This window comes from Lacunimicrobium album (assembly GCF_052161635.1).
Taxonomy (GTDB): Bacteria; Planctomycetota; Planctomycetia; order Planctomycetales; family Planctomycetaceae; genus SXPC01.
Genome location: NZ_CP197413.1, coordinates 2301903 through 2317654 on the forward strand (window position 1 = coordinate 2301903; position 15752 = coordinate 2317654).

The 15752-nt window shown below is 55.3% G+C and carries 6 protein-coding genes; 2 read left to right on the forward strand and 4 right to left on the reverse strand.

Annotation, left to right across the window (positions count from 1 at the left end; genetic code table 11):
* Positions 1 to 135: 135 nt before the first annotated feature.
* Both SH248x_RS09145 and SH248x_RS09150 read left to right on the forward strand, forming a co-directional pair.
* The gene (locus SH248x_RS09145; RefSeq protein ID WP_459558227.1) at positions 136 to 3495 is read left to right on the forward strand and encodes a hypothetical protein; all 3360 of its coding nucleotides are present in this window, start codon (positions 136 to 138) and stop codon (positions 3493 to 3495) included.
* Positions 3492 to 9437 carry a hypothetical protein gene (locus SH248x_RS09150; RefSeq protein WP_459558228.1) on the forward strand — a complete coding sequence of 1982 codons (5946 nt, stop codon included), beginning with the start codon at positions 3492 to 3494 and terminating at the stop codon, positions 9435 to 9437. Before SH248x_RS09145 ends, SH248x_RS09150 begins: the two co-directional genes overlap by 4 nt.
* A gap of 2 nt (positions 9438 to 9439) precedes the next feature.
* Here SH248x_RS09150 and SH248x_RS09155 read toward each other — a convergent pair whose 3' ends face one another.
* From SH248x_RS09155 to SH248x_RS09170, 4 genes are all read right to left on the reverse strand, one after another.
* Positions 9440 to 11419 carry a PDZ domain-containing protein gene (locus tag SH248x_RS09155; RefSeq protein WP_459558229.1) on the reverse strand — a complete coding sequence of 660 codons (1980 nt, stop codon included), beginning with the start codon at positions 11417 to 11419 and terminating at the stop codon, positions 9440 to 9442.
* Entirely contained in the window at positions 11416 to 12432 is a 1017-nt protein-coding gene (locus SH248x_RS09160; RefSeq protein ID WP_459558230.1) for a S1C family serine protease, read from the reverse strand. Before SH248x_RS09160 ends, SH248x_RS09155 begins: the two co-directional genes overlap by 4 nt.
* A gap of 233 nt (positions 12433 to 12665) precedes the next feature.
* Positions 12666 to 14498 (reverse strand): S1C family serine protease, encoded by a 1833-nt coding sequence (locus SH248x_RS09165; protein ID WP_459558231.1) that lies wholly within the window; start codon positions 14496 to 14498, stop codon positions 12666 to 12668.
* Positions 14498 to 15733 carry an NPCBM/NEW2 domain-containing protein gene (locus SH248x_RS09170; protein WP_459558232.1) on the reverse strand — a complete coding sequence of 412 codons (1236 nt, stop codon included), beginning with the start codon at positions 15731 to 15733 and terminating at the stop codon, positions 14498 to 14500. Before SH248x_RS09170 ends, SH248x_RS09165 begins: the two co-directional genes overlap by 1 nt.
* Positions 15734 to 15752 lie beyond the last annotated feature (19 nt).

Consider the following 15752-nt stretch of genomic DNA (forward strand, 5'->3'; position numbering starts at 1 on the left):
ATACAATGATGACAGATCGCCGTTTCTCGTTATTCCATTCCGAATCACTTATCGAACACTCTCCCGGAGCAGACGGGCCTGATCAGCCTCGACTGCATCACGACACTGTATCACGACAGGGAAAAGGTCAGCCGGATGTTCCATTCAGTCAGAATTCAGCGAACGCGCGTTGCGCTGCTCTGGCTGCTGATGAGTGCTGTCTTTTTCGTTTTCAATGTCGACTTGCTATCGGCTCAGGCTCTTAGTCCTCCGACAGCCTCTCCTGCGGCGACTTCGTCAACGACGACTTTACAGACAACACCGGCTCCCAGCGAAGACGTTATCTATCTGCCGGATGAGCAGGGGGTTTTGCGCCGGGTTCCGCTCAATGCATCGCTGCAGGACTATCTGGCGTTTCAGAAGCAGCTTTCGTCAACGAATACCGAGTCAGCTGCCAAGTACGCGATTCAATCGCTGGATATTCAAGGCCAACTGGTCACGATGGCGGAGTCTCGTCAGTTTGCGGAGTTGATCATCAATGTCGATGTGCAGGTTTATCAGTCCTCCTGGACGCTCATCAACTTGAAGCTTCAGGAACTCGTCTTCACTGATCCTGTCGTGCATCAGGGGGCAGGCGAGATTGCGTTCAATCAACGCGACCGAGTGCAGGGCGTGACGTTGTGGCTGAAGGGGAAGGGAGTACATCGACTGCAGATCAAAGGGATGCTGCCGATTCGCTCGCAGCAACTCTGGAAGCGATTGCAGTTGAATGTCCCTGCATCGACCGTCAGCGAATTTCGGATGATGGTCCCCGCCAAGGCGGTCCAGTTGCGTGATGTTGAGCGCTATCCATTAGCTCAGACAGAGCCGCGAAACGAAAACACGCAGATACGTCTGGTTGATCTTCAGGAGAAACTCGACCTCAGCTGGCTGGAGGAGACCGATACGGGCGAGAACACGCCGATCGTCAATTCGTTCAACAGCATTCAGGTCCGGATCACCGAACAGCATCTGGAAATGAACGTGACGCAGCGTCTGGAAATCAGTCAGGATCCGTTATCGAGCATGGTCTTCAAGCTGCCGACTGGCTGGGACCTGTATGACGTGCGTGTTGATCGCAGCACAATTACCAAACAGCAGACGCTCGCGATGAGTGAACTGCAGATCGATCTTGATCGTCCTGTCAGCGGGCGTACAGAACTGATCTGGTTACTACGACGCCCGATGCCCTCTCCGAGTGAGAATGTCATCGTTTCGCCGATCCTGCTTCCAATCGCCAAACGTCAGACGACGGAAGTTATCCTGCAAGATCATCCTGAGTGGCAGTTTCAGATCGGGACGGGGAAGAACGACAAGCCAATCAGTGGCCTGACGACGCGTCAATCGGCCAATGGCCCGGTCTATCAATTTCGGACGACACCGGCTGATCTGCCGATTCAGATCGTCCCGCGACAAGCTGTTTATGCGACGACTTTGACGGCCTCTTTTCTCCCGGACAAGCAGCAGTGCAAACTCAGTGTCTACTTCGATGTGAAGGTGACGCAGGGTGTCTTGCGGATGTTGCCGCTGAACTGGCCTTCGCGATTAGAGAGCGAATGGAAGCTGCTTCCCTCGGCTGAGTTTCAGATCAAATCGGCTCGTGCGGATACTTCTGCGAACATCCGTGATCTGTTTCTCACCCGCGCCATCAGCGATACAGCCACGATTCGGCTCGACTTTGTACGTCCGATTTCGAATGACAATGCCCAGTATGTCATGGCGTGGCCAACGCCTGTTGGACGATTGCCTTTGGAGCAGTTCCTGGCGATTACGGATTCCCGTCAGGTCGAGACGAAGCTCGATGATGCTTCTCTGGCGAGTATTTCTTCGATTCCCAAGATGCTGTGGCAACAGGCGTATGCCGAGACGATTCGATTGAATCCACTTTCAAAGCTTTACAACGTCCCGCCTCAGACACAAGACGTCAGCGTGACGCAGCGTATCGTCGAGCAGGACATGACGGCGCGCGTTCATTCTTCTATTCAGCTGTTAGAGAACTCGATCGACCTGACGCAGACGATCGATTATCGCATTGAATGGTCGGGCACGCGTCAGTTTGATCTGGATGCCCCGGGAGATTTCTCGGGCAACTTCCAGTTGTCGCAGAACGACAATCCATTGATCACACAGATGGAATCCTTTCCGCTCGAAGGGGGACGCAAGCGAATTCGCCTGTACTGCGAACAGCCTCTGACGGGAGAAGTGACGCTGACCATCAGAACTCTGATTCCTGTTACAAGCAGCAATACAGCACCACTGAAACCGCTGGTAATCGGGCTGGCACGTCCTTCCGTTCCCGATGTCTTTATCAGTAGCACGCAGATCTCGACATCGACAACCGGGGCACGTCACATTGTTCTGAAAGATGTGACTGCGAATTCGGTCGGCGTCCAGGATGCCTCTCAGAATATTTACTCGTTTCAGGAAGCCCCGTTGACGGTGTCGATTGAAATCACCTCGGGCACAGCGCTGAACAGTTCGCTGGAAGTCCGCTCGTGTCGTTTAGTTTCCCGGATGATTTCCGTGGATCGCGTGGCAACATTTGGAGACTTTCTGCTGGCCAAAGGCTCGCAGGATGTCCGCTTCCGTCTGCCGAATTCGGCTCGGGTTGGTCGTGTTTTGATCAATACGGTGCCAGTCCCCTTTCAGATGACGGAATCAGATGATTTCGCGTTGATTACCTGCCAGGCGTCTGCGTCAACGGGGGCAACGTCTATTGATGACACACAACTTGTCACTATCGAATACCAGACGTCGCTGGAAGTTCCTGCATTCGGATTATGGCGTGTTCGAATCCCACAGCCGGACTTCTTCGTTTCGAGTGATCTGGCGATTCGCGCCTGGCGTATTGAAGTGTTTCCCCAACAGCATCTGTTCTCGTGGAGCACGAGTATCTTTCCGCAGTTTCGCTGGTCATTCCAGAATGGACTGTGGGTGAGAAAGAATGATCACCTTTATCAGTTTCCTGTCGCCGATGCGAATTCCCGGACCTTCCACGCGTATGACTTTGAAGTCTTCGGGCCAACAGAGTTGCGATGTCGAACCATCAGCCAGTCGATGCTGCTGTTGATCGGCTGCGGGAGCGGGTTGCTGGTGGCGTTGCTGGCGGTCTTGTTATTAAGAAATTCTCAGCTGCCTTCGCTGGTCGCGTTGATTCTCGGTTTCTCTTTGATTGGCGCGTTCCTTCAGGGATCGATGGGTGGGATTCTGCTGCAGCCATTTCTGGCGGGGACGGCGCTCGGAGTCGTGGCGTTGTTGATCGATCAGCGGTTTCTGCATCGAGGCAGACCGCGTTCCCAGCGTGGTCGACCGATCACCGCGACCGCCACGATCGGGGGCTCTTCCATCACTTACCATGGACGCTCGATCGACTGGGAAGCCATGGCTGACAAGACTCACATCAAGGCGCCCGTTCCCTCGACTCCAAGCACATCCTCCACGAGCGGCTCGGCTAAATCGAACTCCGATCATTCATGAATCGACCGACACTGCGATCTTCGATTTTCTCTCGATTCACGAAGGCGATGCTGCTGGTCGCCTGCGTGGTGATCGCAGTCGTGTTGTGGACACGGTTGTCGGTCGCACAGGTTCCTCAAGCTGCTCCTCAAGCGACAGCGAACGCACCAGCAGTGAACGAACCTGTTCAGCGTGTGTATGTTCCCGACAGTATGCCACAGTCGTGGCCACAAGGGGACTGGGTGCCGATTTCTGGACGCGAGTTGCAGCTGCTTCTGGATTCGATCGCAGTCCCGGAACAACCTCCTGCGATTCGCCTTCAATCAGCGACCTACACGGGCTCACTGACGGGGAACGTTCTCTCGGGAACGTTCGTCATCTCGATCAACAATCTGGACGCGACTCAACAGGCTTATTCGCTTTCGCCTCTGAACCTGAGTCTGTTCGATCTCAAACTCGACGACTCCCCTGCGATCTGGGGAGCAGGGAATAATCAGAAGACCTACCTCATCGTTCCGCCAGGTGAGCATACCCTTCAAGGACGCTGGTCATCCCCGTGTCAGGCTAAGCTTCTCGAAACGGACTGCCAGCTGCAACTGCCATCGGCGGAGCTTTCGTCACTTGATCTGACGATCCCGCAGGAGATGGATATTGACCTCAACGGCGGGGTGCAACGACCGGTCGGACAGCCCGCGAACGGCCAGCAGCGCTGGCAGATCCTGCTGGGAAACCGCAACGAAGTGCGTCTGGTTATTCGTCCTCGACTTTCCTCTCAACCCGCCCGCGCCAGTATCAAGCGTCGCTCGGTGACGTGGACGGTCAATGAGGATGATGCCTCTGTCAGCGATACGATTGAAGTCAAAGTCTATTCCGGCGTTCTCGAACGCATGACACTGCTGACGTCTCCTTTGCTGGATATCGAGAACGTCTCGCTGTCGTCGGGAGAGCCGCTTGACTTCACGACCGAGTCCAGCAAAACGGTGCAGCGACTGACGATTGAATTCCCCGCCATCCCTGCGAATACAGAGTTTGTTTTTCGTCTTCGCGGCAGCATGCTCAATCGCAACTGGCGACGCTGGACGATGCCCGAATGCGTTCCTGAAAATATCCTCTGGCAGAACCATCAGGTCAGTATTCAACTCTCACAGCCTCTGGAGTACCTTTCCTCAATGCTGGAAGGTTATCAGATGGTTCGCTCGCCAGAATCGACGGGCGGCGGTCAACGTCTTACCTATGAGAAGCTCTCTCAGACGGGGAAGATTGCACTCGAACTGTTTCGGCCTGCTTTCGAGTTGCTTGTTCACAGCAAGCTCGACGGGATGATTACCCCGGGCGGGTTTGTGTATCGACAAGAGTTTGAATTCACCTCTCTGTCGGGACGAGTCGAACAGATTCTGTGTCAAATCCCGGACGCTGCGCAGGTTCTTGATGTTCGGCTTGTCAATGACGCGATTTCTGTCGGCAACAATGAAGAAGCCTTCCGCTGGCAGATCAGCGATGCTTTGAATCGTCCGCCCCGACAGCAGCTGCGCATCGATGTGCTCAAGCCACAGCTGGCAAGTGCCGGGACACGTCTGCAGATTGATGCGTTCTACCGGTTTGACAAGAATCCCTGGAAGTCTTCTGCGTCAGATAAACTGAGTTTCCAACCGTCCATCAGACTCGCGCAAGGACAAGTCCAGAAGCAGCAGGTCCAGCTGAAATACGACTCGGTTCTCAATGTTGTCGTCAATTCGGACGCAACGCCTGTGTCTTCGGAAAAAGAGCTTCCCCGGACCGTCGAAACCAGCGCGACCAAAGATCTGGCTTCCCTGCTATCACTGCTTCCCAATACTTTGAAATCGACTCTTGCACCCGCCAGCAGTACAACTCAGCTGTTTCAGATTCCTTCCGTTGATCAGAATCCGGCCATCGAGATCTGGAATGATCATTCGACTCTGATGGTCGATCATCATGCCCAGATCAATTCTCCCTACGTGAATCATCGTGTGGAATTGCGAATTCAAGGACTGCTTTCCAACACCGATGAACTGACGGTCGACATTCTCAACTCTCCTGAGGCGCCGATCTTCCTGATTACGCAGGAGACTTCGTCCACAGTTCTCACATCTCAACGTCTGGATGATCCCCATCCTGGGACTGCGCGTTATCGTATTGAACCGTCGTCGACTGGATGGGAGTCGTTGACCACTCCGATGATCGTCGAATTCAAACAGCTCCTCTCTGACCGGACGCTTTTCCCGCAGGTCTTCATTGCGAGTTTGAAATCGTCTCGCTCACACATTGATATCGGCCCTCTTCCGTTACATTCCAACGTGGCGGGATTGACTGAGAGTTCGCTCGACTCGAAGACCTCTGTGTTGCAGGGAGTCTATTCTGCTGACCAAGAGGTTCTGCTCACTGTCGACACCGGCACGACGCTGGTCCCGGCTCCGACTCAGGTGCTGGCGACTCTTTCCACGTTGCTGCCGCGACAGGATTTCAGCGAGAAGGATCTGATTGTCCATCACCGCCTCGAATATGCCCTCTGGGGGTCGCGTGCAAAGCCAGTCTCCTTATCGATCCCTGAATCATATACTCGTCTTGCTGCTCGCGTGGACGATAAGCCGATTGCCTATGATCCATTGACTCGCGAAATCATTCTGCCAGCCAGTTCGCAGCAGGTGACCCGAGTTGTCCTCGATATCGATCAGACATGGCCACAGCGAGTGCTTTGGACTCCACTCTCAGTTCCGCTGCCTGTGTTGTCGGTACCGGTTGACTCACTCGCCTGGAAGCTCAACACGGAGCAGGATGATGTTTACTTCGATGCCTCACAACTCGTCGGTCACCTCGAACATGACTCGCGACAGTATGCCTATCAGCCCGCGCTCGATAGTCAGTTACCTGCCAACATCCTGACGCAGAGAACGTCGACTCAGGATCGAGGCTGGCGACCGTTTGGCTGGCTGGATGCAGGCCGCATGCTCAAAGGTCAGCAGTTCCGGATTGACTTGATGTCAGACTCGCAGGCTCAGGGGCTCCAACTGCCTGCGTTGACCATTCAGACCGCCCGTGTCTCGACGATCACACAACTGTCGCTGTTGACGGCGGTCTTGATCATCGTTGTCGGTGTCGTCATTCGGCCCCTTCGCTGGTTCGCGCTCGCGTTGAGTTTGGTCGGTCTGATCTGTTTGTTGACGCAAGTCCTGGATCCCTGGAGTGTGTTGTACCAGCCGATGATTCTGATCATCGTGAGCAGCGCCCTTCTGTGGCTGATTCCACAAGTGACGGTTGACGATGGGAAACGCAGTGCCCGTCCTTCGACGATCCTTGAACGGACGGCGACAGTCGTCTCTGTCCTGATTTCTTTCTGGCTGACGTTCACGCTGCTGACCAGTTCAAGTTCACTGCAGGCTGCTCAGCCGGCGCGTGTTGACAACAACATCACCATTCTGATTCCCTACTCAGTCGCCAAGCAGGTGACCAATGCTGCGAATCGTCCGCCGCTGACAGATGAACCGATCGTTTATTTAGAACGACGTGTTCTCGCGGACCTTCAGCAGAGAGCGCAGGGGACTCAGCTTTCCTCGTCGGTTCTGTTCCAGAAAGCCGATTACGAAATCGATGTTCAACTGGAGCAGACACTGGTCTTTGCCCGTTATGAAGTCTTCATCCCACAGGATGGATCGGTCCGGGAAATCAGCCTGCCATTTCAGAATGTCGCGTTCTCGGGCATCAATGGCTGCTTCGTCGATGGTCGTCCCGCGAGCATTGGTTCGTCAACGACGACCGCGGGCATCCTGGTCACCTTGCCCGCTGACTCAGACCCACCTCCGACGACCACATCAACGAATCCACAGCGGCCGCGCACTTACGGCAGCAGCGTGATCGAAATCGCGTTCTTCTTGAAGAAAGCGCCGGCGCCTGGAACATTTTTCCCGGTTCAGCTGCCGTTCGTGCATCAGTCGTTCATTCATCGCATTGACCAGTTCGACTTCCGTTATCTGGTGGAACTCATGCCCGGCGACGCCAAGCCGATGCCGGTGACAAAGACGCCGAGCCCCCTCTTGAATCCATCGGAACTGCATCTGAAGCTGATTGACGCGATGCCCGAACCGATGTCAGCTGTTCTGACTGTCACTCCCGATACCCTGATCGACCTGCGGAGAAATCTGGCCGATGTCAGCATGACGTTTCAGATCGACGTGCAGCAGGCTGGCGTTTACACCCTGCAGCTTAACTACCCTCGCGGTGCGATTCCGATCGACCTGCGGGGACTGCAATTGATGGAATCACAGGCGTTGAATGGCTCGCCCGATCGACCTTCAACTCTTTTGAGGCTCCGCTTCAACGAGGCTGGCCAGTACAGTATCGCGACCCGTTTCCTGCTTGGCATCCCCGACAAAATCCCACTGCGTGACTTTTCCAATCTGGTCACCCTGGAGTCATCCAATCGCGAGATGAGCACGCGCATCGAACGACGCGTCGGGCGTTTGAAGCTTCAATCAAAGTTTGGCCAGCAGATCGTTCGCAGTGATGAACCATCGGACCCGTCTCAACGTTCCACGATGCCTCTGGTTCTGGATCTTCCCATTGAGCCCAATCCTGTCGAATTGACGTACGCCCGCCTGAACCCGGAAGACACAACGATCCTGTCACTGCAGACACCTGCCCGTCAAATCAATCTGAACTCGGTCGTGCATACGATTGCAGTACGCAGTCAACAGTTGCAGATTCAATCTTCGATTCGATTTCGCAGTCTTTCACTGCAGAGATTCATGCTGGAACTGAGCTTCCCGGAAAACTGGGACATCCAGCAGGTCGATCTCGTCGAGACCAGTCGAACAAGGCCTTTGACGTATTCTCGATCTGGCGATCGACTCTTCATTTACGTGTCTGAAAACGCGATGACAAATGGTCAGATCAACATCGCGTCTCAGACTAAACTCAACTGGAACGAGTCGACAGACTCATTGTCGATTCCATTAAAGCTTCCGCGTTTCTTCGACACAGCTGGCATCACGGCACCGATTCAAGTTCAGATCACTTCGCCACCAGAGTTGAACACAACGCTCACGCCGGAAACTGCCTTCAAGCCAGTGGAACCGGATCTGGAATTGATCGCGACGACTCGCAGTGTCGAGGTCATCGATCCAGACGAAACACTCACCCTGGACATCACGCGTCCACCACAGAATCAGTCTGCTCGACCAGCAGCGGACTTCCGTGTCGAGTTTCCTCTGGAACCCAAGCAGCCAGCAGAAGCCACCAAGCCTCTGGAGCAGGCGATGACGATCACGTCGATCCCGCTTCACCTGACGTATGCACTCACCTCAACACCCCAGGCCAAACAACTTCTCGGCGAGCTGACGATTGATGGCAGTTTCAAGCCCGGGCAGTTATTGAGGCTTCATCTCACTTCCGACCTGGGAACAGTGACGGCTCGTTCTCGAAACGTCTTGCTGCCGATTGCCAGTCATGATGGGAAGTCATTACTCATTCTGCTTCCGCAGGACCATCAGACCGCGTCCATCCAGGTCTCCTGGACCAGCCCGGTTACTGACTGGAACAACCTCTCGCTGCCAACGCCGGAGGGGGAGATCGTCAGCTGCAAGATTCGCACGGCGTTCTCGTTTGAAGAATCGCATCGCTTTCTCGTCAGTTACCCGAGCCTGGAGGCTAAACCCAACGCTTCAAAAACGGCCACCATTCATCTTCAGCGCGAACTCATTCCTGAAAGCCAGTTCTCGCGACTTCCCTGGATCGCCGTCGCGATCGGGCTGGCATTCATTACTTACCTGACACGCCGCTCGTGGTGGTCTGTCTGGACGAGGGCTCAGCGAAGCGGTCTGCCACTGATCGTGGCTGGTATCGTGATCACGGCAGTCATTCAATTCTGGCTTGGCCTGGGTGTCATTCTGATCGGTTTGTGCTGCTGGGCTCTGAGCTACCCGGTGTTGAAGACTGCCCGATCCGCGTGACGTCAGATTCGATCCAGTGAATCGACCCAGCGACCGATCGCGTCGACACTTTCCTGCTTGGGATAGCCTTCTGTTTCGAAGTCCTCGACCAGCACTTCGACGGGGATCTTTCCCTCCCTCAGCTTTCGCGCCGACTCTCCATCGAACCGCACGGAGACTGCATCGGCTTTCGGCGAAATCAGCAGAAACATCAGTTCCCGCTCGGGCGTGCTTTTCAACGCGGGCAGGGCCGTTGTGTTATCGACCAGGATCACCCCCTGAAACATCACGGATTTGAGGGCCAGCAACTCCAGGCCGACTGACGTCGTCTTCTCATGCAGATGCAGCGCCATGTTGCTCTCGTTAATACGATAGGTCTTTTCGAGATCGCCCAGGCAGTCACCCACGAAGACCAGATCATCGGCTGTCCATGGCGAATTCTCGTCCGCCAGGGGAGCAATCAGTATGAGACCGCGTTGATTGCAGACCGACGTCCAACTGGCGAGCAACTCTTCCTGCATCGTCATTCCCGGCGGATGTAGCCACATGACGACTCCGTATCGAAAATCCTTCGGAAACTGCTCGGGCACATAGGCCCAATACGAGCGCCCGTATCCCGGCAGCTCTTTACGAATCACACCCGCTTTCGGACGATCTTCCTCGTCACCCGCGTCACCGACGACAACTGCGGGCAGCTTCTCCGGAATCGCGGCTGACTCCGCGCTCAGCGTGACGGGCACTGTCTGCTCTTTGCCGTCTCGCAGGAAACGGACTTCGATTTCATTACCAACTCGCTTGGACGTGACCGCAGTTGCGACGAACGCGGACTTTGTGGTTTCGGTCCCTGCAACCTTCAACAGGACGTCGTTAGCTTTCAGGCCTGCTTTGTCTGCTGGAGAACCTGCGATGACGGCACGAATCACGGTTCCCGGCTGGTCCTTTGCTGAATCGGCGAGTTCTCGCTGAGGCACGATGCCCAGAAACGGTCGCTGGTAAGGAGCAAGTTCTTCGACAAGCAGGCAGTCCAGATCCAGGCTTTTACCATCGCGGTCGATCTTGATCTTCAGCGGATCACCACCATACAGCCGACCGACGACCTGCTTGAAATCCGCCACGTTGGCGACGGCTTGTCCGTTGGCTGCCGTGATTAAATCCCCTGACGCCAGTCCTGCCTCCTCGGCGGGCGAACCTTGTCGAACCAGAGACACATACGGCCGGCCTTGGAATCCCTGGGCTTTGAATTGAACTCCCATCATTCCCTGGCGCAGATCCTTGCCAGCCTTCAATCGCTCGACACTGGCGATCACATCCTCCATCGGGACTGCAAAGCCGATCCCCGAGTCATAGATCTCGACACCTGCAGTCACCTGCTCATCTTCCACATGCATCGGCACCAGCAGTCCCTGCGCGCGTCCATCGATATCGACCATCGGCCCGCCATAGTTGACTGGCGAAATCTTGGCGTCCGTCTGAATTGCTTTTCCCCACACCCGGTCGACGGCACTGATGATCCCGACCGAGACGTTCGGCACTTCGACCTGATAGGTCCGACCGACCGCAATTGACCACTGGCCGGCTTTGAGTTCCTCGCGTGGCGAAACTTCGACCGTCGGTAATCCTGTCACATCGATCTTCAACAGCGTCAGCTTTCGCAGATGGTCGGTCGCGATGACTTCGGCGGGAAACGAGCGTCCATCGCCCAGTCTCACTAACACCGACGAAGGCTTGGTCGCAAATCCGAACGCGCTTGTGACGATGTAACCCTCTGGATCGACGACAAGTCCCGTCGAAGGACCGCCGCCAATGAAAATCTCGCCAGCACGGTCCGTCCCGCCAACGGTCTGCACCTGCACCACCGATGGCTCCACAACCGCGACCGCCTGACGAAACGCCCGCTGCTCCGCCGCGACAACCACCGGGTCGTTGGATTGCGCGGACGATGTTGAGGCTGTACCGATCAGCATCCACACAACACTCAGGATCAAAACCATAACTCGACTCACGGCATCTCATCCTGTCTGTTCTTCAACGGCATATTGAACTTCACAACATGCAATCGGTTCCCTCGTCGCACGGTCAGTTCCACCGGGTCGCCTGCATTCATCGCGCCGAACAGATCCTTGAGCTCCTGCTGCGACTGCACCAGTTGCTGGTTCACAAACAGGATCAGATCATCCGGCTTTAAATCGAAACCAGCCGCGAAACTTTCTTTCCGCAGATGATCGACATAGCAGGGCGTGCGTCGGACAACATCGGGCACGAGGATAATTCCCAGATCAGAGGGAACATAGTTCCGAAGCGTGACCGATTCATCATCTGGATTCTTCTTCCCATAGTCCGCTGGCTTGAACTTGCCGGTGATGATTTCTTCTGCAGCACCCGCCAGTTCATTGAGAGGGATCGCATAGTTGATCCACACGTTGATGCGTTTGTCTTTCAGTTCCTTGCCGATCATCCCGACGGGCGTCCCATCGGTCGTCACGAGTAATCCGCCCGCTGCACCGGGGTTATTAGTGATTGCATCGACGATGATCGCTGCTCCCTGGTATGCGAAATCAAAGCTGCCACGTCTGGCTTGCAACGGCGTCACCGACGCGACAACGCCATGGATCGCAGAGACCGGCTCATCGCCATTGGCGACTTTAAACATATTCGACAGCCCGATCACGCGGGTCCCGATCGCTGGCAGTTTCGCGTTCGTCAGATCAACAAACGGCAGATCCTCGGCTTCGATCTTGAGGATCGCCAGATCAAGAGATGGTTCTGCTCCCAGACGCTTGGCTTCAAAGCGCCTTCCATCATTCAAGACAACCGTCACCACGCCACGATCGAGCAGGTGACTCCACACCGTCAGAATATGACCCTCTTTCGAAATCAGAATCCCGCTGCCGTAGCCTTCCAGTCTCGCCAGCCCGCCACTGCCAAAGATCTTAACCACCGTCGGCAGCGACTTTTCGTAGACATCAATACGAGACTCTTGTGCTGGCTCTTGCGCGATAGCGCCTGTTGACGACAAGCTCAACAATAACAGACAACTGGTGAATAGTGTTAATCCCCATGTCGAACAACGAGACCTCTTTCCAGCGTGCCATGCTTGCAGCTTTGAGCAAGCATGTTCTGAACGCCGAATTCCAAAACAAAGCAGCATGCTCACCCAAAGCTGTGAGCATGGCACGACTATTCTGGAACGCACTGTTTTATGACGGCATTGGTACAACACCACGATTGAGCCATGTTTGAATCTCCCGCTCATCGCGGCACCTCGAATCCCGTCAGTTCAAACTGCGTGACCTCTTCCGGACCAACCAGAATTCTCCACTCCTTCGGCAGCGATAAACCAGCCATCGAAACCTGCTCTTCTCCGAAACGAACCGAGCAGACTTCGTCATACGCAGTCCGCTGCAGGTCGAATCCAATCAGCTTCGCATCGCGGTCGAAGTACCACCGCGTCATGATCCCACTCTTCTCGGTGATCAGGACGTCGACTTTGGTCTGGGTCCCATCGAGCGGCTCACTCCCCAGATAATAGAGGTTCGTAAACGCCTTGGGGCCTCCCGACAACAACCAGCGAAGCTGATGCAGGCCCAGCAGGAATCCCTGCGTCTTAGCAGGCTCACCATGGGTGAACGCGTCATCAAACAGCATCAGGAACTGCTCACTTCCAAGCACCATCGCTGCCCGCTCGTCATTGACGCCAAACTGAATTGCATCGCCGTTCGGCGCTTTGGCCGTCATCTTCCAAGTCGACTTTTCTGGATACTTCCCCCAACTGGCCAAGCCCGCAAGCAGCCGTTTTTGGAGCTGATCGTTGAAATAATAGTTGCTATACCCAGGGCGCAGGTCATACAGCTTCTTGATCTCTTCGCTCTGCGGCAGATCCGCAATCATTGGCTTCATCCCAGGCAGCAGCGGGACACCGGGAGCAGGTCCGTCCCCCTTGGGTTCTTCGGGCTCCTTCTCAGGCGGACCAGGCTGCGGGGCAGGGCCATCGGGACCAGGCCCACCAGGTCGAGGTTGATCACCGGACTTCTTTTCACCTTGAACCATCGCTTCGAGTTCACCTTCTGCGTGAACTCCCTGCAGACGAACCAGGATCTCCGACTTGCGTCCACCACGACGATAGACAATCGGCACCACCCAGCCCTTGGGATAGATCCCCAGAATATTCTTGAACTGGTTGACGCTCCCCATCGGACGACCGCCAAAGGAGATCAGTTCATCATCGATCCGCAGGCCACGTCGAAATGCTTCCGAGGTTTCGAGAATCCCCGAGATGATCACGGCACCTTCGGAGTTAGAACTGACCGTCGCACCGAGGGTCGCATGATCGACGATCCGTCCACTCTTGAGGTGATCCAGAAAGTACTTGATCTGATTGATCGAAATCGCATACCCGGCTCCCGAGTTGACACGTCCGCGTTTCTCGAAGGACCCACGTCCGTTGATCCCGATCAACAAACCATTCGCATCAAACAGCGGGCCACCCGAGTTTCCCGGATTGATCGACGCATCGGTCTGAATGCAGTCGGTGTATTCGAGAATGGTGCCGGAAGGATATTGATAACGATGCGTCCCGCTGACGATTCCATACGTCACAGTCGGAGAAAAGTCATGTGCGAAGTTGAGCGGATTCCCCATGGCATAACACCAGTCGCCGACGCGGACCTTATCGCTGTCGCCCAGCGTCGCATAGGGAAAGTCATCCCGTCCGATCATCTTGACGAGTGCCACATCCCCCACCGGATCAATTCCGACCACGACTCCTTCATACAGCTTGCGATCATTCAGACCGCATTGCATGAAATCGCCCGCACCGCTGGAGACGTGAAAGTTGGTCAGCACATACCCATCAGGGCTGATCACCACGCCGGACCCGACGCCCGTTCCGTCGGCATTGTGAATCGCGACAACGGTCGGCGCGACTTTCTGAATCGCTTCTATGCGCTGCTGCTGTGCCTTCTCGACGAGAGGATCAGCTGCGTCGACAACCGAAGCCTGAAAAGCATTCATCAGACACACAACCACGGCAACGACGATGCCCGATTGTCTCTGCCATCCTGTGGCTGGTTTTCCATCATTCATCAGCGGATCAGCCTTGCATCCACGAGGTTCAGATTGTCGCCGATATCAATCTGGTCGGCTCCAAAATCGACGATAAACGTCAGGTCGTTCACACCAGCAAGATTCAGTTCGATCGGCAGCGGGGTGACGTACTGCGACTGAGTCGACGTCGCCGAGAAGTTCCCCTCGTACAGCGTCTTCCCATCCCCTTTGATGATCAGGTTCACATCGCCACGCTTGGGATTGATCGATTGATCGAGCCCCGCCAGACAGCGGAACTGATTGAATTCCCCCGCCAGTCGGAACGTGATCTCGGTGTATGAGTGCAGGCAGAGTCCCTTGCGATACGTCTTGCCGCCGATAAACAACGGGCTGCCATGCGTATTGCGGTCAAACGCCGGCTGCCACTCGCGGTTGAAGAACGGTTTGACGTTCACTGCGACGGGCTTGAGGTCCGATAGCGAGCGAATCTTCCCTGCACTGAAATCGACACGTTTCACTTTGCCGATGGCGATCGAGACTTCTGCATCACGAGCGAATTGAGCGTTTAATTGACCATTCTGCACTGTCAGGTTTTCGACCTTGAGTTCCTGCCCATCGGCTGTTTCGAGCGTGATTCCTGCGGGCGGACCAGCGGGTTTATTTTTGAGAAACATCAGCCCATAGATCCGTTCCCACGGAACCTTGGCAGAGCGTTCCCCGAGAAGGAACTCCACACCGGCTGCATCGATATTTCCAATCACGCCCGCGACGAAATCGAGGTTCTCGTTCTTCTTGACGATGAGCAGGTCGGTCGTCTGAGCAGCCTTGCGAATCTCGTCCCAGCGTTCCTGCTCGTTGCCACGCAGGCCATTGACCAGGACTTCCGAAAGAGCTGCTGAGGGAACCTCCATCACGTTTTGATCGCCGATGACCAGCTTGCTGCTGGCGGCTGCTCGCTGAATGCTTTTGACCTTGAGAACACTCCCGCCCGCGAGTCGAACTTCCATCTGTCCGGTAATCGCCATGACCTGCGACTGGTCAGCCTTCTGCTCGATCTGAACAACATCAGTCCGAGGAAAGGTTCTCTGTTCCCCATCGACGGTCATCACCGCCGATTGACGATCAAGACTGACCAGATCGCCGACAACGGTCTCGCCATCAATTGTCGTCAGTGTAAATGTCTCAGCGTTCGCCGCATTTGATCCAACTCCCAGGCCAGCCAGACAGACCACGAGCGTGAGCAACTTCCAGAATCGCAAGCCACGAACCAACATCACTTCTCGTCCGTCTACC

Coding starts and splice junctions, on each gene's coding strand:
- SH248x_RS09145 (WP_459558227.1), top strand. CDS start 136: ATGTTCCATTCAGTCAGAATTCAGCGAACGCGCGTTGCGCTGCTCTGG.
- SH248x_RS09150 (WP_459558228.1), top strand. CDS start 3,492: ATGAATCGACCGACACTGCGATCTTCGATTTTCTCTCGATTCACGAAG.
- SH248x_RS09165 (WP_459558231.1), bottom strand. CDS start 14,498: ATGAATGATGGAAAACCAGCCACAGGATGGCAGAGACAATCGGGCATC.
- SH248x_RS09170 (WP_459558232.1), bottom strand. CDS start 15,733: ATGTTGGTTCGTGGCTTGCGATTCTGGAAGTTGCTCACGCTCGTGGTC.